Source organism: Terrabacter sp. FW104-15G4B, from assembly GCF_058790095.1.
Genome location: NZ_JBYTCI010000013.1, coordinates 43,997 through 61,311, shown reverse-complemented (window position 1 = coordinate 61,311; position 17,315 = coordinate 43,997). Strand labels below are relative to the sequence as shown.

The 17,315-nt window shown below is 71.4% G+C and carries 19 protein-coding genes; 16 read left to right on the top strand and 3 right to left on the bottom strand.

The window, feature by feature from the left end; genetic code table 11:
* The first annotated feature begins 18 nt into the window (after nucleotides 1–18).
* From AC3WRT_RS12010 to AC3WRT_RS11965, 10 genes are all read left to right on the top strand, one after another.
* A complete protein-coding gene (locus tag AC3WRT_RS12010) occupies nucleotides 19–924 on the top strand; it encodes a hypothetical protein (protein WP_492722156.1) in 906 nt (301 codons plus the stop codon).
* Between the two features lie 13 nt (nucleotides 925–937).
* A complete protein-coding gene (locus AC3WRT_RS12005) occupies nucleotides 938–1,390 on the top strand; it encodes a hypothetical protein (protein ID WP_492722155.1) in 453 nt (150 codons plus the stop codon).
* A gap of 221 nt (nucleotides 1,391–1,611) precedes the next feature.
* Nucleotides 1,612–2,913 (top strand): sensor histidine kinase, encoded by a 1,302-nt coding sequence (locus AC3WRT_RS12000; protein WP_492722154.1) that lies wholly within the window; start codon nucleotides 1,612–1,614, stop codon nucleotides 2,911–2,913.
* Entirely contained in the window at nucleotides 2,910–3,530 is a 621-nt protein-coding gene (locus AC3WRT_RS11995; protein ID WP_492722153.1) for a response regulator, read from the top strand. Before AC3WRT_RS12000 ends, AC3WRT_RS11995 begins: the two co-directional genes overlap by 4 nt.
* Nucleotides 3,531–3,864: 334 nt before the next feature.
* On the top strand, nucleotides 3,865–4,677 hold the full coding sequence (locus AC3WRT_RS11990; RefSeq protein WP_492722151.1) for an amino acid ABC transporter substrate-binding protein: 813 nt from the start codon (nucleotides 3,865–3,867) through the stop codon (nucleotides 4,675–4,677).
* 7 nt (nucleotides 4,678–4,684) lie between these two features.
* A complete protein-coding gene (locus AC3WRT_RS11985) occupies nucleotides 4,685–5,353 on the top strand; it encodes an amino acid ABC transporter permease (protein ID WP_492722149.1) in 669 nt (222 codons plus the stop codon).
* The gene (locus AC3WRT_RS11980; protein ID WP_492722147.1) at nucleotides 5,350–6,141 is read left to right on the top strand and encodes an amino acid ABC transporter ATP-binding protein; all 792 of its coding nucleotides are present in this window, start codon (nucleotides 5,350–5,352) and stop codon (nucleotides 6,139–6,141) included. The genes AC3WRT_RS11985 and AC3WRT_RS11980 overlap by 4 nt, the downstream gene beginning before the upstream one ends.
* Before the next feature lie 473 nt (nucleotides 6,142–6,614).
* Nucleotides 6,615–7,793, top strand: coding sequence for a cystathionine gamma-synthase (locus AC3WRT_RS11975; protein ID WP_492722144.1), 1,179 nt, complete (start codon nucleotides 6,615–6,617; stop codon nucleotides 7,791–7,793).
* A 35-nt stretch (nucleotides 7,794–7,828) separates the two neighbouring features.
* Nucleotides 7,829–9,175, top strand: coding sequence for a glutamate mutase L (locus tag AC3WRT_RS11970; protein WP_492722142.1), 1,347 nt, complete (start codon nucleotides 7,829–7,831; stop codon nucleotides 9,173–9,175).
* A gap of 200 nt (nucleotides 9,176–9,375) precedes the next feature.
* Nucleotides 9,376–10,359, top strand: coding sequence for a putative endonuclease domain-containing protein (locus AC3WRT_RS11965; RefSeq protein ID WP_492722140.1), 984 nt, complete (start codon nucleotides 9,376–9,378; stop codon nucleotides 10,357–10,359).
* A gap of 228 nt (nucleotides 10,360–10,587) precedes the next feature.
* On the opposite strand, the gene greA is transcribed toward AC3WRT_RS11965, so the two are convergent.
* Nucleotides 10,588–11,073 carry a transcription elongation factor GreA gene (gene greA / locus AC3WRT_RS11960; RefSeq protein ID WP_492722138.1) on the bottom strand — a complete coding sequence of 162 codons (486 nt, stop codon included), beginning with the start codon at nucleotides 11,071–11,073 and terminating at the stop codon, nucleotides 10,588–10,590.
* A 232-nt stretch (nucleotides 11,074–11,305) separates the two neighbouring features.
* Nucleotides 11,306–11,677: a DUF4307 domain-containing protein gene (locus AC3WRT_RS11955; protein ID WP_492722134.1), complete on the bottom strand. Its 372-nt coding sequence runs from the start codon at nucleotides 11,675–11,677 to the stop codon at nucleotides 11,306–11,308.
* 184 nt (nucleotides 11,678–11,861) lie between these two features.
* Between AC3WRT_RS11955 and mca the strand changes: the two genes are divergently transcribed.
* Both mca and AC3WRT_RS11945 read left to right on the top strand, forming a co-directional pair.
* Entirely contained in the window at nucleotides 11,862–12,950 is a 1,089-nt protein-coding gene (mca, locus tag AC3WRT_RS11950) for a mycothiol conjugate amidase Mca (protein ID WP_492722132.1), read from the top strand.
* A complete protein-coding gene (locus AC3WRT_RS11945) occupies nucleotides 12,950–13,243 on the top strand; it encodes a hypothetical protein (RefSeq protein ID WP_492722131.1) in 294 nt (97 codons plus the stop codon). The genes mca and AC3WRT_RS11945 overlap by 1 nt, the downstream gene beginning before the upstream one ends.
* A gap of 97 nt (nucleotides 13,244–13,340) precedes the next feature.
* On the opposite strand, the gene trhA is transcribed toward AC3WRT_RS11945, so the two are convergent.
* Complete coding sequence (gene trhA, locus AC3WRT_RS11940; RefSeq protein WP_492722129.1) at nucleotides 13,341–14,051, bottom strand: PAQR family membrane homeostasis protein TrhA; 711 nt, start codon at nucleotides 14,049–14,051, stop codon at nucleotides 13,341–13,343.
* A gap of 221 nt (nucleotides 14,052–14,272) precedes the next feature.
* On the opposite strand from trhA, the gene AC3WRT_RS11935 reads away from it, so the two are divergent.
* The 4 genes from AC3WRT_RS11935 to AC3WRT_RS11920 all read left to right on the top strand — a co-directional run bounded on the left by AC3WRT_RS11935 (nucleotide 14,273) and on the right by AC3WRT_RS11920 (nucleotide 17,289).
* The gene (locus tag AC3WRT_RS11935; RefSeq protein ID WP_492722127.1) at nucleotides 14,273–15,034 is read left to right on the top strand and encodes an isoprenyl transferase; all 762 of its coding nucleotides are present in this window, start codon (nucleotides 14,273–14,275) and stop codon (nucleotides 15,032–15,034) included.
* 188 nt (nucleotides 15,035–15,222) lie between these two features.
* Nucleotides 15,223–16,194: a WXG100 family type VII secretion target gene (locus AC3WRT_RS11930; protein ID WP_492722125.1), complete on the top strand. Its 972-nt coding sequence runs from the start codon at nucleotides 15,223–15,225 to the stop codon at nucleotides 16,192–16,194.
* A gap of 61 nt (nucleotides 16,195–16,255) precedes the next feature.
* Nucleotides 16,256–16,927 carry a hypothetical protein gene (locus AC3WRT_RS11925; protein ID WP_492722124.1) on the top strand — a complete coding sequence of 224 codons (672 nt, stop codon included), beginning with the start codon at nucleotides 16,256–16,258 and terminating at the stop codon, nucleotides 16,925–16,927.
* Nucleotides 16,924–17,289 (top strand): hypothetical protein, encoded by a 366-nt coding sequence (locus tag AC3WRT_RS11920; RefSeq protein WP_492722123.1) that lies wholly within the window; start codon nucleotides 16,924–16,926, stop codon nucleotides 17,287–17,289. Before AC3WRT_RS11925 ends, AC3WRT_RS11920 begins: the two co-directional genes overlap by 4 nt.
* The last annotated feature ends 26 nt before the right edge of the window (nucleotides 17,290–17,315 follow it).

Below are 17,315 nucleotides of genomic sequence, written 5' to 3'. Positions count from 1 at the left end.
TGATCCGGGAAGTGATGCGTGGCTCGAGGTGCACCACGCCGCCACCGTGCGGTCTGGGGCGACGCAGCCCAGCGCACCTCGATCGAGGAGGTCGTCGACGTCACGGCGCGGCGGCACGAGGTGCGTCGTACCTTCGTCGCCGAGGATGCGAGTTCCCGCATCCACGAGCACAGCGGAGCCCCGGTCGAGCACGGCGACGCCGCAACGGAGTTCGCGCTGGCCAACGGATTCCGGCAGACGCTCCTCGACCTGCGTCAGGACCTCGCGCTGCCCGTGAGTGAGGAGACGCTGGCCCGCCTCGACCCGGGGACCGACCCCACCGCATACGTCATCGAGACGGCCGTCGACGCGCTCCCGGAGGAGTGGCTCGAGGACCGCGCGCTGCTGGCGCGCCGAATGAGCACCGATGCCCCCTCCGGCGACATCGACCTCGACGAGGAGGACTGGGACGCCGAGCGGGTGCGGCAGCTGTGGAACACCCCGAGCCCGATCTGGGGCATCGAGACGGTCGCGCGGCACGTGCCCACCGATCGGCTCGTGGCCTTCACTGATCTCGTCGTCCGTCCCGGGCAGCCCGACCTCGCCGTCCAGTCCGACACCCTCGTGCTGCGCGAGCACCGCGGCCATGCGCTCGGGCTCGCCAGCAAGCTCGCGAACCTCCGTGGCCTCCAGCGCGCACGGCCTGACGTCACGAGCGTGCGTACCTGGAACGCCGACACGAACGTGCACATGATCGCCATCAACGAACGGCTGGGCTTCGTCGTGACCGGCTGGACCCGCGAATGGGCCAAGGACCTGCGTGCCTCCGCCGAGGGTGAACCCGCGATGCCCGCGCGGCGTCGTCGTGGGCAGGTACTAGGACCAAAGCCCGATGGTGCCTGCCCGCCCCCCGACCGCACGGTGGACCGACAGCACCCGACGTGAAAGGTCCAACCCCATGAGACGCATCATCATCGCCGCCGCCGCGTTCGCCGCCCTCGTGCCGGCCACGCTCGGCCTCGTCGGCAACAGCTCCTTCGCGCAGAGCGTCCCCGCCCGGGTGCCCGCCTCGGCACAGCTCGTGCCCGAGTCCGGCGACGACGCCCCCACCAGTACGCCGGTGGCCACGCCCAGCGCCCACCGCACCACCGAGGCCGGTGACGACCACGGCGGTGACCGGCCGCGCGCGAGCCGTACCACCGAGGCCGGCGACGACCACGGCGGCAACCGCACCTCGACGACCTCGTCCCGGTCGGGTGTGGACGACTCGCCTTCGGACGCCTCGCACTCGGACGACTCGGATTCCCACTCGTCCAGCGGTCAAGGCTCCGACGACTCGCGTTCGGACGACTCGGCTTCCCACTCCTCCGGCCGTCACGGCTCGGACGGCTCAGGAGGTGAGGACCACTGAGCAGCCACCGCACCGACCGCACGGGTGCCGGGGACACCGTCCCCGTCCCCGTCCCCGTGCCCGTGCCCGTTGCGGTGGCGGCGCCGCGCCGGGAGGGCTCCCCGTCCCCGGCGGCGCTGCGAGCCGTCGGCGAGCCTCAGCGCCAGGGCCCTCCCTCCTGGTGGACGCTCGCCGACGGCGTGGCGCCAGCGACCATGCGACCCCTGCCGAGCCGGCGACGCATGTTGACCCAGCTCGCGGTCGCCGCCCTGGCGGTCTTCGTGGCCGTGGTGGTGGGTGCCTCCTTCGCAGCCAGCCGGCTCGCGGAGCGCGAGGCGGTCAACGACGCGGCCCACACGACGAACCTGCTTGCCCTGGCCGTCGTCCAACCCGTGCTGCAGGACGCCCTCCTGACTGGCGACGCGGCGGCATACGACGCCCTGGACAAGGTCGTGCGCGAGCGCGTGCTGCCCAACGGCATCGTGCGGGTCAAGCTCTGGGCGCCGGACGGAAGGATCGTCTACGCGGACGAGACGCGGCTGGTGGGGCAGCACTTCACGCTCGGCGACGAGCAGCGCGAGACCCTCGCCTCTGCCCAGACCCGGGCCGAGGTGTCGGACCTCGACCGCTCGGAGAACGAGTTCGAGCGCTACGGCGGCAAGCTCCTCGAGGTGTACCGCCCGGTCTGGACGCCGTCCGGTGCCGAGCTGCTCTTCGAGGTCTACGGCGACTACGCGCCCGTCAGCGCGCGCGCCTCCGACCTGTGGCGGGGCCTCGCCGGTGTGCTCGCGAGCAGCCTGCTGCTGCTGCTCATCCTGATGGCGCCGATCCTCTGGCGGCTGCTCGACCGGCTCGCCGCCGCCCAGGCCCACCGGGAGTCGCTGCTGAGGCGTGCGGTCGATGCCTCGGCCCGGGAGCGCCGCCGTATCGCTGCGGACCTGCACGACGGACCCGTGCAGGACCTCGTCGCGAGCTCGTTCGCGGTCAGCGGCGCCGCGGAGTCAGCGCGCGTCGAGGGCCGGGCGGGCCTCGCCGAGGCGATCGCGGGTGCCGCGTCGACCGTGCGCGCGAGCGTCGCGAGCCTGCGGTCGCTGCTCGTCGACATCTACCCCGAGCGGTTGGCCGACGCCGGCCTCTCGGCGGCGTTCACCGACCTGGCGCGGCCCCTCGCGGGCCGTGGCATCGCCGTCACGGTCGACGTCGACGAGGCGCAGGCGGGCCGGCTGACGGAGGAGGCGCAGCAGGTGGCCCACCGCGTCACCCGCGAGTGCCTGCGCAACGTCGTGCGCCACGCCGACGCGCGGCACGTCACCGTCCTACTCGGTGCCGACCCCACCGACCCAGCACGCCCTGTCGCGCTGCAGGTGCAGGATGACGGGGCCGGCTTCGATCCCACACTTCTGCCGCGAGTCGAGGGACACTTCGGCGTGCGCGTGCTCGCCGACCTGGCCACCGACCTCGGCGCGGTCCTGCGCGTGCGCTCGGGGCCCGGCCACGGCACGCAGTGGCTGCTCGCACTACCGGTTGGGGAGGAGGACGGATGACGACCGTCGTCATCGTGGACGACCACCGCCTCGTCCGGGCCGGTCTGCGCACCGTCATCGATGCCAGCCTCGACCTGCGCGTCGTGGGGGAGGCCGCCGACGGTGCCGAGGCGGTCGACGTCGTCGCCCGGCTCGCCCCGGACGTGGTGCTCATGGACCTGTCGATGCCCGGCGTCGACGGTGTCGAGGCGATACGCCGGCTGCGGAGCCACGGCTCGACGGCTCCCGTGGTGGTCCTGACCTCCTTTGCCGAGGCCGAGCGGGTGCGCTCGGCTGTCCAGGCCGGCGCGATCGGATACCTCCTCAAGGACAGCGAGCCCGATGATGTGCTGGACGCCGTGCGCGCGGCCGCGGCCGGCCACGCGCCGCTCGACCCCCGGGTCGCGCGAGCCCTGCTGCCGTCCGCCGAGCGGCACCCGGGCGGTCCAGCGCTCAGCCATCGTGAGCGTGAGGTGCTGACGCATGTGGCGCGTGGTCTGGCCAACAAGCAGATCGCACGGGTGCTCGGCATCAGCGAGCGCACGGTCAAGGTGCACCTCGGCAATGTCTTCCGCCAGATCGGCGTCGGCGACAGGACCTCTGCAGCCCTCTGGGCCCGCGACCACGACGTCGGCTGAGCTGGCCCACAGTAGTCGTGGCCCTCGCCGGGGGCAGGGCCAGACCTACACCCTGACGGCGCGCGAGGCGAGTGCGACGCTGCGTTGCGACGTCAAGACGCTGGGCAGTGACCGGGCTGCCCTGGACGGCTACCTGCGCGGCCTGCGCGACTGAGCTGCAGGGGGTGCGACCCGGGGCGGGCGGAGGGCACGACACGCCGATGGGGAATGCCGGTGGGTAATCGGGAGTTGGCACGCGGTGGACGTCCGCCTCGGACGATTATGCCCATCCCAACGGGCGCTTATACATTGGCCGCCGTCCGCCCGTCCCGCCAGCCTCCCAGGAAGTGTTCCCATGCGTTCGAGGTCAACCCTCACCGCCCTGCTCGCCACGATCGTCGCCCTCGTCCTCACCGCCTGCAGCAGCGGCTCCAGCGGAGGCTCCGACCTCGATGCCGTCAAGCAGGCCGGCGTGCTGCGTGTCGCCACCGAGGGCACCTACTCGCCGTTCTCCTTCCACGACCCCAAGACGAACGCCCTGACCGGCTACGACGTCGAGGTCGCCAAGGCCGTCGCCGACAAGCTCGGTGTCAAGGTCGAGTACGTCGAGACGCCGTGGGACGCGATCTTCGCCGGTCTCGCCGCCGACCGCTACGACGTCGTCGCCAACCAGGTCACCAAGAACCCCGAGCGGGCCGGCCTGTACGGCCTGAGCTCCACCTACACGTGGTCCGAGGGCGTCATCGCCACCCGCACCGACGAGTCGTCGATCACCTCGCTCGCGAGCCTCAAGGGCAAGAAGTCGGCGCAGAGCCTGACGAGCAACTGGGCCAAGGTCGCCAAGGACGCCGGCGCGCAGGTCGAGTCGGTCGAGGGCTTCACGCAGGCCATCACGCTGCTCAAGCAGTCCCGGGTCGACGCGACCGTCAACGACAGCCTCGCGGTGCTCGACTACCAGAAGTCGACCGGTGACAAGAGCGTCAAGATCGCCGGCAAGACCGGCGACGTCTCCGAGCAGGTCATCGCCACCCGCAAGGGCTCGGACCTCGTCGCCGCCATCGACAAGGCGCTCGCCGACCTCCAGGCCGACGGCACCCTGACGAGGCTCTCGCAGAAGTACTTCTCTGCCGACGTCTCGAAGCAGCCCGCCGCGGTCTCCGGGTCGTGAGCCGGTCGTGAACGACCAGACCGTCCAGCTGATCGTCGACTCACTGGGGCCGCTGCTGCGCGCCACGGTGACGTCGACGATCCCGCTCACCGTGATCAGCTTCGTCCTGGGCCTCGTCCTGGCGCTCGCCGTGGCCCTGATGCGGCTGTCGTCGATCCGCGTCGTCTCGGCCCTGGCCCGGCTCTACGTCTCGCTGATCCGTGGCACGCCGCTGCTGCTGCAGCTGTTCATCATCTACTACGGGCTGCCGGCGATGGGCGTGCGCTTCGACCCGTTCCCCGCGGCGATCCTGGCCTTCACGCTCAACGTCGGTGGCTACGCTGCAGAGGTCATCCGCTCGGCCATCCTCTCGGTCCCCAAGGGGCAGTGGGAGGCCGCCTCGACCGTCGGCATGGGGTATGCCACGACGCTGCGCCGGGTCGTGCTGCCGCAGGCGGCCCGCACCGCCATCCCGCCGCTGTCCAACACGCTCATCTCGCTCGTCAAGGACACGTCCCTCGCGTCCACGATCCAGGTGACGGAGCTGCTCCGCGTCGCACAGGAGGCTGCGGCACCGACCTACCAGTTCTTCGCCCTCTACGGCGTCGCGGCCGTCTACTACTGGGTCGTGTGCCTCGCCCTATCGTTCGGCCAGGCCCGCCTCGAGCACCGACAGAACAGGTACGTCTCGACATGACAGCCACCACCAGCTCGTCTCCGCCCCAGCGCGACTCACTCGTCTCGGTGGCTGGGCTCGCGAAGTCCTTCGGCGACCACGAGGTGCTCCGGTCGATCGACTTCGAGGTGGCGCCGGGCAGCGTCACGGTCCTCATCGGACCGTCCGGGTCGGGCAAGACGACCGTGCTGCGCTCGCTCAACGCCCTCGACGTCGCTGACGCCGGCGTCGTGCGCATCGGCGACGTCGAGGTCGACTTCGCGCAACCTCCCGTGACGAAGCGCCAGATCGCGACCCTGCGCGCGCAGAGCGGCATGGTCTTCCAGTCGCACCACCTCTTCCCGCACCTCTCCGTGCTCGCGAACGTCACCGCCGGCCCGGTGCTCGCCCAGGGCCGGGACCGCTCCGAGGTGGCTGCCGAGGCGCACGAGCTGCTGCGGCTCGTCGGGCTCGAGGAGAAGGCGCAGGCCTACCCCTACCAGCTCTCCGGCGGCCAGCAGCAGCGCGTCGGCATCGCACGGGCGCTCGCCGTGCGGCCGAAGCTCATGCTCTTCGACGAGCCGACGTCCGCCCTTGACCCGGAGCTGGTCGGCGAGGTGTTGACCGTCATGAAGGACCTTGCGGCACAAGGCTGGACGATGGTCGTGGTCACGCACGAGATCCGCTTCGCGCAGCAGGTCGCCGACCAGGTGCTGTTCATGGACGGCGGCGTCATCGTCGAGCGGGGCACGCCCGACGAGGTGCTGACGCGTCCACGCACCGAGCGCGCGCAGCAGTTCCTGCACCGCATCCTCGACCCGCTCGACTGAGCACCGCTGCGCCACAGCGCGCCCCGGGGGCGTATGCCGTGCGGCCGGCTCAGGTGATCAAGCGTCGAGCACGTCCTGGGCCGCACCCGGTGGACGCCGAGGTCCACGACGCGGTGGTCCCAGCCGCGGGCGGTGAGGCGCCCACTCAGCTGGCCGACCCAGCCCCGGTCCGGCGCGCTCACCCCGATGCCCTGGTCATCGAGTCCCCGAGAGCACCCGGAGCGGCCCCGTCGCGGCGGCGGCCACGCGGTTGTGGGGCTGCCACCACACGGCATACGGCCGCACCTGCTCCTGGACGGCACGGACCCCGGGAAGACCGTCGACAGCGCCGAGAGGACCGGCCCGGGCGTCCGCCCGCCCACGTTGCTGTAGTGCAGACCGGTGCGCGACGTCGGTCGCACTCCGGCTCGACCGGTGCGGAGAGGTGCCGGCCGCCCCCGGACGAGCCGACCTCAGGGCATAGGCTCGGGTGCATGTCTGACGAGCACGGTTTCTCGACGCGAGCCATCCACGCCGGCCAGGAGGCCGACGCGCTGACGGGGGCGGTGGTGACCCCGATCTACCAGGTCTCGACCTACAAGCAGGACGGCATCGGCGGCTTCCGCAACGGCTACGAGTACAGCCGTTCGGCCAACCCGACCCGTACCGCCTTGGAGGAATGCATCGCCGCGCTCGAGGGCGGCGGCCGCGGCTTCGCGTTCGCGTCCGGGCTGGCGGGACAGGACACCGTCGCCCGGGCGCTCCTCGTCCCCGGCGACCATGTCGTCGTGCCCAACGACGCCTACGGCGGCACGTACCGCTACTTCAACAAGGTCGCCAAGCCGCAGGGCATCGAGCACTCCATCGTCGACATGGGCGATCTCGAGGCCGTCCGCGCTGCGATCCGTCCCGGCCAGACGAAGATGGTGTGGATCGAGACGCCGACCAACCCGCTGCTCGGCATCGCCGACATCGAGGGCATCGCGGCGATCGCACACGAGGCCGGCTGCGTCTTCGTCGTCGACAACACCTTCGCGACGGCCTACCTCCAGACGCCACTCGCGCTGGGCGCCGACATCGTCACGATGTCGACGACGAAGTACTCCGGCGGGCACAGCGACGTCGTGGGCGGCGCGGTCGTGACGGCGAAGGAGATCCAGGTCGCCGGCTTCGAGGACGCCGAGGATCGGATCGCCTTCCACCAGAACAGTATCGGCGGCATCGCGGGTCCCTTCGACTCCTGGCTGACGCTGCGCGGGCTGAAGACGCTCTCGGTGCGCATGGAGCGTCACTGCGACAACGCCGAGAAGGTCGTCGAGTTCCTCGAGGGCCACGACGGCGTCTCGCAGGTGCTCTACCCCGGGCTGCCGGGGCACGCGAACCACCACGTCGCGGCGCGCCAGATGACGCGGTTCGGCGGGATGGTGAGCTTCCGGATGCTCCGGGGCGAGGATGCCGCCGTCAAGGCGTGCGCGGCCGTCAGCCTCTGGACGCTCGGTGAGTCCCTCGGCGGGGTCGAGTCGCTCATCGAGCACCCGGGCCGGATGACGCACGCGAGCGTGGCCGGCACCGAGCTCGAGGTGCCCTCGGACCTCATCCGGTTGTCGGTCGGCATCGAGGACGTCGACGACCTGATCGCCGACCTTCGCGAGGCGCTCGACATCCACGGCTGACCCGCCGTGCTCCTCGGGCGGGCCGGAGTCTGGGCATGACGTTCCTCGCGGTCGACTTCGGCTCGACGTTCACCAAGGGGCTGCTGATCGGCGACGACGGCAGGGTGCTGGGCACGGCGTCGACGCCTACGACGGGGACCGGTGGCCGCGGCGACATCCTCGAGGGCTACCGGGCGCTCCGCAACTGCCTCGACGTGCCCGCGGACGCGACCGTGCGGGCCTGCTCCAGTGCCGGCGGCGGGCTGCGGCTCGCGGTCGTGGGCTATGAGCGCACCGTCACGGCCCAGGCCGGACACCGGGTCGGGCTCTCGGCGGGCGCGAAGGTCGTGCACGTGGCGGCCGGCGAGCTGAGCGCCGCCGACGTCGTCGGGGTGCGCGCGTCTCGCCCCGACATCGTCCTGCTCGTGGGGGGCACCGACGGCGGCAACGCCGCCGTCCTGCTGCACAACGCCGCCCAGCTCGCCAGGGCAGCCATCGGTGGTCACGGCGCGCACGCCGTGCCGGTGGTGGTGGCCGGCAACGCCGATGCGCGGGATGGGGCCGCCGCCGCGCTCGCCGCCACCGGACGACCCGTCGTGCTCGCCGACAACGTGCTGCCGCAGATCGGGGTCATCGCCCCCGAGTCGGCGCGCGCCGCCATCCGCGACGCCTTCCTGCGTCACGTCATCGGCGGCAAGGGGCTGTCGCGGGACCCGGCGTTCGCCGAGATGGTGCAGGCGGCTACTCCCGACGCCGTGCTGCGGGGCGTCGAGGTGCTCGCCGGGGTGAGCGGCGGCCGCGACGTGCTCGTCGTCGACATCGGCGGCGCGACGAGCGACGTCTACTCCTGCCTGACACCCCAGGGGGAGGACGCCGGACTGCGCAAGGACGTCGTGGCGCCGCTCTGGCACGCCCGCACCGTCGAAGGTGACCTCGGCATGAGGTGGAACGCCCAGCACGTCCTCGGGGCCGCCGAGACCGAGCACCTGCTCGGCGCCGTCGCCGACCCCGACGTGCTGAGGGCGTATGCCGCGCGCGTCCACGAACGCCCCGGCTCGCTGCCCGTCGACGTCCTCGAGCGCGGGCTCGACCTGGAGCTGGCGCGGCTGGCGGCCCTCGTCGCGGTGCGGCGGCACGCCCGCCCTGCCCAGCCGACCGAGTCGCCGCGCCCGCTCGCCGACGTCGCGGCCCTGATCGGCTCCGGAGGAGTGGTGCGCAACACCGACGCCGCAGGCGCCGAGCACGTGCTCGGGGCGGTCCTCGCCGACCACGCGGGCGGCTGGAAGGTTCCGCGTGCGGCGCGCGCGACGGTCGACACGGCATACGTCCTCTTCGCCGTCGGCCTGCTCGCACCCGACCACCCCGCCGTCGCCCGCACCCTCGCCCACACCATCCCCCTCTGAACCGTCGAGAGGCCACAAACCGGGCACCCGCCCGCCCACTTGAGCCGTCGAAGGGCCACAGACCGGGGGTTGGCACCGCCTCGCCAACCGTTGAAGGGCCGCAAACCGGGCTCTCCACACCTCTTACTAGGCTGCCCGGCTTGTCCCCAGCTCGGCGAAGCGGTCGTGCCGTGCCCTCACCTGTGCGCGACGGTCGACAGGTGGAACCGTCGTCGTTACCGCCCGCACTGCTGGCCAGGCCCTTCGCTGTTCGGGAGGCACTGCGTCTCGGCGTCACCGAGGACCGTCTCCGTGGCGACGACCTCTGGCGCCCGACCCACGGGGTCCGGACCACCGACCCGCCCCTCGACCTGTTGGAGCGTGCGCGAGCCTTCGCCGCGGCATCACGTTGGCCGTTCGCGTTCTCCCACGTCACCGCCGCACAGCTGCTCGGCGTTCCGGTGTCCGAGCAGATGGAGGCTGACTGCCTGCTGCACATCATGCGCGCGACCGTGTCCAACCGCATGCGGCGAGACGAGGTGTGCGGTCATCGTGGTCTGGAGTGGCGGCGGACCATCATCGTCCACGGGCTCCCGGTCATCGAGCCGTGCGACACGTGGGTCGACCTCGGCGAGATGGTGGGTCCTGGCAAGCCAGCGGGTCTCGACGACCTGATCGCAGCCGGTGATGCCGTCGCCAATCTCGCAGGTGGTGTCGACCCGCTCAAGCGAGCGGTCGAACGGCGGGTCAGGCCTCGCGGCAAGGTGACGCTGACGTATGCCATCCCGCGCATCCGCGTGGGTTCAGCATCCGCGATGGAGACCAGGGCTCGCCTGATGATCGTGCGCGCTGGACTGCCGGAGCCGCTGCTCAACGAGCCCGTCATCAGCGAGTCGGGTGAGTGGCTGGGATGCGGTGACCTCGTGTGGCGGGAGGAACGCGTGGTCGGCGAGTACCAAGGCGTTCAATGGCATTCCTCGCCGGAGCAACGGGCCGCGGACGATATCCGGTTCAAGCGCTTCCGGCGCAACGAGTGGACCGTGGTGCCGATGGTGAGCGACGACATCTTCGTGGACGCCGACCGGGAAGCGCGCCTCGTCGAGCTCGCTGTGGCGTTGGGCAGGAATCCTGAGGCACTGACCGTCAGTCAGGCAGGGCCGCAGTTCCACGCGCCGCAGCAGTTCCGGCGACCGCGTCGTCGCTGAGCCGCCAGCCGGCCGACGTCTTCGGTGGCCGACCCGGTTTGTGGCCTTTCGTCGGTTGGAGGCGCGGGGGTCTCGACCCCGGTTTGTGGCCTTTCGACGGTGGAAGCGCAGACGGCGGGGCGCGTCCGGTGCGCCCGGTTTGTGGCCTTTCGACGGTTGAAAGGGGAGGAAAACGGGCCGGCTCCCCCTGGGGGAACCGGCTCGTTCGTCAAGCGCCTGGCGTCGCGGTCAGCCGGTGTACGGCTTGGCGGCGATGATCTTCACGCCGATCGTCTTGCCGTTGGGGGCCTCGTAGCTCGTGCTGTCGCCAACGCTCTTGCCGTTGATGGCGGCGCCCATGGCGGACTTCTCGGAGAAGACCTGCAGGTCGGACCCGTCGGCGATCTCCCGGTTGCCGAGCAGGAAGGTCTCCTCGTCGCCGAAGATCTCGACGGTCACGAGCATGCCCGGCTCGACGACGCCGTCGTCGGGGGGCGTCTCGCCGATCGTGGCGTTCTGGAGAAGCTCGGTGAGCTGGCGGATGCGGGCCTCCATCTTGCCCTGCTCCTCGCGCGCGGCGTGGTAGCCGCCGTTCTCCTTGAGGTCACCCTCCTCACGGGCTTCCTCGATCTTGCGCGCGATCTCGATGCGACCTTCGCCCGTCAGCTGGTCGAGCTCCGCCTTGAGGCGGTCGTGGGCCTCCTGGGTCAGGAAGCCAGCGGCAGTGTCGGTCACTGTTGTCACTCCTTGGAAGAAAGACGCCCACGCGGTGCTCGCGTGGGCGCCTGCAACAAAACGAAGGGCCCGAACCGTGGTGTCGTCAACTCATGATGCCGGTCGGCGACGGGTCCGGACCCTTGATGAAGCAACAAGGATAACAAAGGAGAGCCCGAACACGCAGTCTACGCGGAGAAAGGCCCCCGCAACGAGCCGCTGGACGACCCCTGCGGGAGCGGGTGAGGGGACCTCAGGAACAGGTCTTCACCTGCCCCGTCACCGCACGAGAGGTCGTGCGCAGGGTCACCGACTCGGACGTCGTCTCGTCGGCGCTGGCCGCCACCTCGACGGTGCTGGTGCCGACCGGGGAGAAGTCCCGCGCCAGCGCCTCGACGGTGCAGGTCAGGGCCGTGCCGCCGGGCCGGTAGACCTGGAAGTCGACCCGGACCTGCTCGTCACTGACGACCTTGTAGCCGAGCGTGTCCCAGCTCGGCTGCCCGAGGGTCGCCGAGAGCCCGAACCAGATGGCAAGGCCCACCCCGGCGAGGATGGCGAGCGTGCCGAAGACCCACCACTTCAGCTGGCCGGGAGCAGGGCGGGGCAAGGTGGTGCGGGACGGCATACGGGGTCCTGGCGGTTCGAGGCCGCGCACCGGGAGGTGCGGGGGAGTGAGAGGATGACGACGGGTCCAGTGTCTCCCATGGCATCGCGCCAGGCGCACGGACCCGGGCGCCGCCGGCCGACCAGCCACCTCGCGCCCTCCGACAGCCGACGAGAACGACGAGAACCGACGAGCAGGGAGCCACGTGGCCGAGGGCATGCGTTTGATGGCGGTGCACGCGCACCCCGACGACGAGTCGAGCAAGGGCGCCGCGACGACGGCGAAGTACGTCACCGAGGGCACCTCCGTCCTGGTCGTGTCGTGCACGGGTGGCGAGCGCGGCGACATCCTCAACGAGAAGCTCAAGGACGACCCGCACATCCTGCGCGACATCGCCCAGGTGCGCCGGGACGAGATGAAGGCCGCCCAGGAGGTGCTCGGCTGCGAGCACACGTGGCTCGGCTTCGTCGACTCCGGTCTGCCGGAGGGCGACCCGCTGCCGCCGCTGCCCGACGGCTGCTTCGCCCTGGAGGACATCGACGTCACCACCGAAGCCCTCGTGCGGGTCATCCGCGCGTGGCGCCCGCACGTCATGACGACCTACGACGAGAAGGGTGGCTATCCCCACCCGGACCACATCATGTGCCACACGGTGTCGATGGCGGCTTTCGAGGCGGCCGGCGACCCGACGCGCTACCCGCATGCCGGCGAGCCGTGGCAGCCGCTGAAGATCTACTACAACGGCGGCTGGTCCAAGGACCGCCTCGAGGCCATCCACGACGCGATGCTCGCCGAGGGGCTCGAGAGCCCGTATGCCGAGTGGTTGGCCAACTGGAAGCCGCGCCGCTCCGGGCGCCCCACCACGACGATCGCCTGCGCCGACTACTTCGAGACGCGTGACCGCGCCCTCATCGCCCACGCGACGCAGGTGGACCCCGACGGCTTCTGGTTCCAGGTGCCCCTCGAGATCCAGAAGCGGGTCTGGGGCGTCGAGGAGTTCGAGGCGGCGCTGTCGTACGTGCCGATCGCCGAGGGCGAGGACGACCTCTTCGCCGGTCTGGGCAGCCCGGCGGAGGCCGACGCGCTGGCGGCGCGTGCCGGCCTCGAACTCGTCCACGACGGGCGGGTCACCGGCGAGCCGGAGGCCGAGGAGGCCGAGGAAGCCGCGTCCGAGGCCGCGCACCGGCACGGCGACAGCTCAGACACCCACGTGGACGAGGACGACGCCGAGCTGCGGGCGGGCGCCGAGGCGGTCGCCTCCGGTGACCACGACACCGAGAAGGCGGACGTCTGATGGGTGGCAGCGGCAACCTGCCGGTCGGGCCCGGCATCTGGGGGTTCATCGCCTTCTTCGTCCTGGCGGTGGCGCTGTGGTTCCTCGTGCGCAACATGAACAGCCGGCTGCGCCGGATGGCCTACCGCGACCGCGACGAGCAGCAGGCAGCCGATGCCACCAGTGCCGACGCGGACGCCGTCAACCCGCCCGGTCGTGTCGACCCGGAGGGCCGGGACGGCCGCATTCAGGGTCCCCCGATCGACGACACGGCCGACCACCCCGGCCCCGACGGCGAGGGACCTCGCCCCTGAGACCCGACCTGACGGCATACGCCATCGGCCACGACGAACGCCCCGGCACCGAGCCGGGGCGTTCGTTCGTCAAGCGGGCGCATGGCCTTCGACGTGCTCAGGTGGCTGCCTGGTAGCCGATCACCGCGAGGGTCACGGCCGCGAAGTGCGTGAGGAAGCCGCCGAGGGTGAACGCGTGGAAGACCTCGTGGAAGCCGAACCACCGGGGCCACGGGTTGGGCCGCTTGATGCCGTAGACGATGCCGCCGGCGGTGTAGAGCAGGCCGCCGAGGCTGATGAGCGTCCCGACGAGCGGGCCGCCCTCGCGCCAGAACGGCACGACGTAGAAGACGGCGGTCCAGCCGAGCCCGATGTAGAGCGCGGTGTAGAGCCAGCGGGGCGCACCGACCCAGAAGATGCGGAACAGCACCCCGGCGACGGCGCCTCCCCAGATCACCGACAGGAGCAGCCGCGCCTGGTCGGCCGGCAGCAGCGTCACGGCGAAGGGCGTGTAGGTGCCGGCGATGATGAGGTAGATGTTCGAGTGGTCGAAGCGTTTGAGCACGCCCGACATCTTCGGGCCCCACGTGCCCCGGTGGTAGACGGCCGAGACGCCGAAGAGCAGGGCCGCGCTGACGGTGAAGACCAGGGACGCCGTGCGGACGGCGCCGGGCGGGGAGAGGAAGACGAGGACGAGGCCGCCGAGCAGGGCGACGGGGAACATGCCGAGGTGCAGCCAGCCGCGCAGGCGGGGCTTGACGACCGCGAAGAGGTCGGCGACCGGCCCGGTCGCGGTGTCCTCGGTGGGGCGCTCGGGCGTGGTGCTCATGTCCGCCAGTGTAACTTACGCAACCGTAGGTTACGGATGGGTAAGTTTGCCGTTTTCGGCATGCGGCCGACGACGTCACACGTCCGCCACGACTCCTTCACCGAAGCTTCGCGCCACCGCCCGCCGACCCCCTCGGCGCCGCCATGGGCGGGGGGTACGGTGGACCCGCGGCCCGCCGGCGTGACCGACGGCGATGGCGATCGAGTCGACGAGGAGGCCCCGTGGGGTGGCGCGATGTGGTCTACGGCGCATACGAACGCCGAGTCCTCAAGGACCTCCCGAAGGAGGCGCTCCCACGACACGTTGCGGTCATGCTCGACGGCAACCGCCGGTGGGCCCGCGCGCGAGGCGCCGGGACCGCCAGCGGGCACCAGGCCGGCGCCGACAAGATCGAGGAGCTGCTCGAGTGGTGCCGCGACGCCGGCGTCGAGTACGTCACCCTCTGGCTGCTCTCCACCGACAACCTGCGCCGGGCCGAGGACGAGCTGGCCCCGCTCCTGAAGATCATCGAGACGGCCGTCGCCGATCTCGCCGAGTCCGGCAACTGGCACCTCAAGATCGTCGGCGCCCTCGACCTGCTGCCACCCGAGACCGCCGCGAGCCTCAGCGCCTCGGCAAGGCAGACCGAGGAGGTCGACGGCATGACGGTCAACGTCGCCGTCGGCTATGGCGGCCGCCGCGAGATCGCCGACGCGGTGCGCGACCTGCTGCTGGCACGCGCCGCTGGTGGCGAGACGATCGAGCAGATCGCCGCTGAGCTCACCGTCGAGGACATCGCCGAGCACCTCTACACCAAGGGCCAGCCCGACCCCGACCTCGTCATCCGCACGTCGGGGGAGCAGCGCCTCGGCGGCTTCCTGCTGTGGCAGAGCGCGACCTCCGAGTTCTACTTCTGCGAGGCGTACTGGCCCGACTTCCGCCACGTCGACTTCCTGCGTGCCCTGAGGGCGTATGCCGGCCGGCACCGTCGCTTCGGTGGCTGACCTGCCGTTGGGCTGACTCCAAGGCGCCGGTGACGCGACGGGGCGACCGTGGGGAGTGCTCCCCATTGTCCGGCTTGGCCCTGTTGCGTAGGTTGCGGGTGGGCCGGAGGACCGGGAGAGGACAGCCCCGGGATCGGCCCGGGCACAGGGCATACGAACACGGCGACGACGTCAGGGGAGCAGCACAGATGGCGATCTACAAGAAGGGTGCCGATCCGGTGGCCCTGCGGGCGTCCGCCGAGCGCATCACGGGCCACGCGCGTGAGTGCGACACCGTCAAGGGCGAGGCGAGCCGCGCGGTCCACGCCCTCAAGGGCCAGTGGGGCGGCGCCGACCTCGACCACCTGATGAACCGGTGGCCCCCGGTCGAGGCGCAGCTCACCCAGTTCGGCACCGACCTCGGCAAGCTGGCGGAGGCGTTGCGGCGCAACGCCGGACAGCAGGACACCACGAGCGGCCAGGGCGGCTCCGGCTCGGGCGGCGGTCCCGGCGGCTCGGGCGGTTCGGGCCGCAACGGCGGCAACGGCGGCATTCCGGGCTACGACTTCCTGAAGTCTCTCTGGACGCCGCTCAAGGGCATGGGCACCGCTGTCGGCCTGCTCGGCACCAGCCTGAAGATCCGCAACTTCCTATCCAACCTCTCCGGCTGGGACAAGGACCTCGGGATCTTCAAGAACTTCTCCCAGGCCTGGAAGACCGGTCGGCTCGCCGAGTTCGGGGACGCGCTCAGCCCGAAGAACTGGGGCACGCTCTCGCGCTTCCTGCCGTCGCTGTCGGAGGGGGGTGCGCTCGCGCGCAGTCTCGGTACGGTCGGCAAGGCGCTCGGACCCCTGGGCGTGGCCTTCGGCGGCTTCACGGTCGCCAACGACATCTCGGAGGGCGACTACGGCCGCGCCGGCTACGACTCCGTCATGACCGGCCTCGGTGCGGCCGCCCTGATGACCCCGCCGCCCGTCGACGTCGTCTGCGGCCTCGCCGCCGGCGGGATGGCCGTCGGCCAGCTCGTCCACGACAACTGGGGTGCCATCAGCGACTTCACGTCCGACGCGGCCGACGCCGTGGGCGACTTCACCACGGGGGCCGTCGACACCGTGGGCGATCTCGCCTCCGAAGCCGGTGACGCCATCGGCGACGTCGCCGACAAGGCGTGGCCGTTCTGACCCGCAAGAATGCACCGTCCGAGATGTCGCACCGCCCGATCGAGAACGACCGAGGAGAACCATGGCTGACCCGATGAAGGGCACACCGCTGGCCGGCTTCGAGACGCCCGACGAGGTCTTCGGCCTCGGCGCGGCCGAGCTCGCCTACCTGATGTCACGCCACGAGACGCCCGCGGGAGAGCGCTCGCGCCGCCTGCTCATGCTCGACCCACGCTCGGCGGCCGAGGCGGCCCTGCTCGCCGGCGCGTCGAGCCTGGCGGCTCGTGGGTGGCTGACACTCGACGAGGAAGGCGTGGGGCAGACGCGCTCCAACGCCGCCCTCGTCGAGTATGCCGTTGGCGCTGCCACGCGGTGGACCCGCATCGGGCTCGTGGGGGAGGACGTCAGCCAGGCCGACTTCGCCGTCCTGGTCGAGTCCGACACTGTCATCGCGCTCATGCAGCCGCGCCAGCTCGCGTCGTGGTTCATCCGCCTCGGGGAGCGCGACGGTGGCACCGGCGCCCTCGTCACGGGTCTCGTGCGTGAGCGGTTCGCCGCCGACCCCGCGGCAGGGGTCTTCCTCGAGGTCCAGACGCTCGAGGGCAGCAGCAACCTCGCGATCCGCCGCTCCGGCAACGGTTTCGAGGCCCTGACCGACGTCGCCGGTCCGGGGACCGGGACCGGCGGGGTCGTCGACGCCGACGGACTGCACAATGCGGTGACGGCCCTCTACGCCGAGGCGGTGGACGCATGAGCACCCCGGCGCCACGCCCGACTGGCCCGGCCGAACCTGCAGGATCGGCCGGCCTGACCGGCGCCACGCCGCCGAAGGAGCCGTTCTCCTACGTCAGCCAGGACCGTGGGCTGCTCACCCTCAAGATCCGTGAGCCCATCGTGATGGGCCTCTTCTTCCTCGCCTTCACCGTGGTCGGCGTCATCTTCTTCCTCATGGTCAAGAAGGGCGCCGACCAAGGCGCCGAGGGTGCGATGGGAGTTGCCTACCTGATCCTGGCGATCTTCGGTGGCCTCGGCGTCATCGGGATGGCGATCGCGTTCGTGCGCTGGCGCTGGAAGCGCGAGTACGTCCGGGTCATGGGCCGCTCTCCCTGGGCGTGATGGCCGACCCGCCGCCGTACGCCTCG

What these genes read in the sequence shown, in the direction of transcription:
- AC3WRT_RS12005 (WP_492722155.1), top strand. Translation starts at nt 938, where the DNA reads ATGAGACGCATCATCATCGCCGCCGCCGCGTTCGCCGCCCTCGTGCCG.
- AC3WRT_RS12000 (WP_492722154.1), top strand. Translation starts at nt 1,612, where the DNA reads ATGTTGACCCAGCTCGCGGTCGCCGCCCTGGCGGTCTTCGTGGCCGTG.
- AC3WRT_RS11995 (WP_492722153.1), top strand. Translation starts at nt 2,910, where the DNA reads ATGACGACCGTCGTCATCGTGGACGACCACCGCCTCGTCCGGGCCGGT.
- AC3WRT_RS11990 (WP_492722151.1), top strand. Translation starts at nt 3,865, where the DNA reads ATGCGTTCGAGGTCAACCCTCACCGCCCTGCTCGCCACGATCGTCGCC.
- AC3WRT_RS11980 (WP_492722147.1), top strand. Translation starts at nt 5,350, where the DNA reads ATGACAGCCACCACCAGCTCGTCTCCGCCCCAGCGCGACTCACTCGTC.
- AC3WRT_RS11975 (WP_492722144.1), top strand. Translation starts at nt 6,615, where the DNA reads ATGTCTGACGAGCACGGTTTCTCGACGCGAGCCATCCACGCCGGCCAG.
- AC3WRT_RS11970 (WP_492722142.1), top strand. Translation starts at nt 7,829, where the DNA reads ATGACGTTCCTCGCGGTCGACTTCGGCTCGACGTTCACCAAGGGGCTG.
- AC3WRT_RS11955 (WP_492722134.1), bottom strand. Translation starts at nt 11,677, where the DNA reads ATGCCGTCCCGCACCACCTTGCCCCGCCCTGCTCCCGGCCAGCTGAAG.
- AC3WRT_RS11945 (WP_492722131.1), top strand. Translation starts at nt 12,950, where the DNA reads ATGGGTGGCAGCGGCAACCTGCCGGTCGGGCCCGGCATCTGGGGGTTC.
- trhA (WP_492722129.1), bottom strand. Translation starts at nt 14,051, where the DNA reads ATGAGCACCACGCCCGAGCGCCCCACCGAGGACACCGCGACCGGGCCG.
- AC3WRT_RS11930 (WP_492722125.1), top strand. Translation starts at nt 15,223, where the DNA reads ATGGCGATCTACAAGAAGGGTGCCGATCCGGTGGCCCTGCGGGCGTCC.
- AC3WRT_RS11925 (WP_492722124.1), top strand. Translation starts at nt 16,256, where the DNA reads ATGGCTGACCCGATGAAGGGCACACCGCTGGCCGGCTTCGAGACGCCC.
- AC3WRT_RS11920 (WP_492722123.1), top strand. Translation starts at nt 16,924, where the DNA reads ATGAGCACCCCGGCGCCACGCCCGACTGGCCCGGCCGAACCTGCAGGA.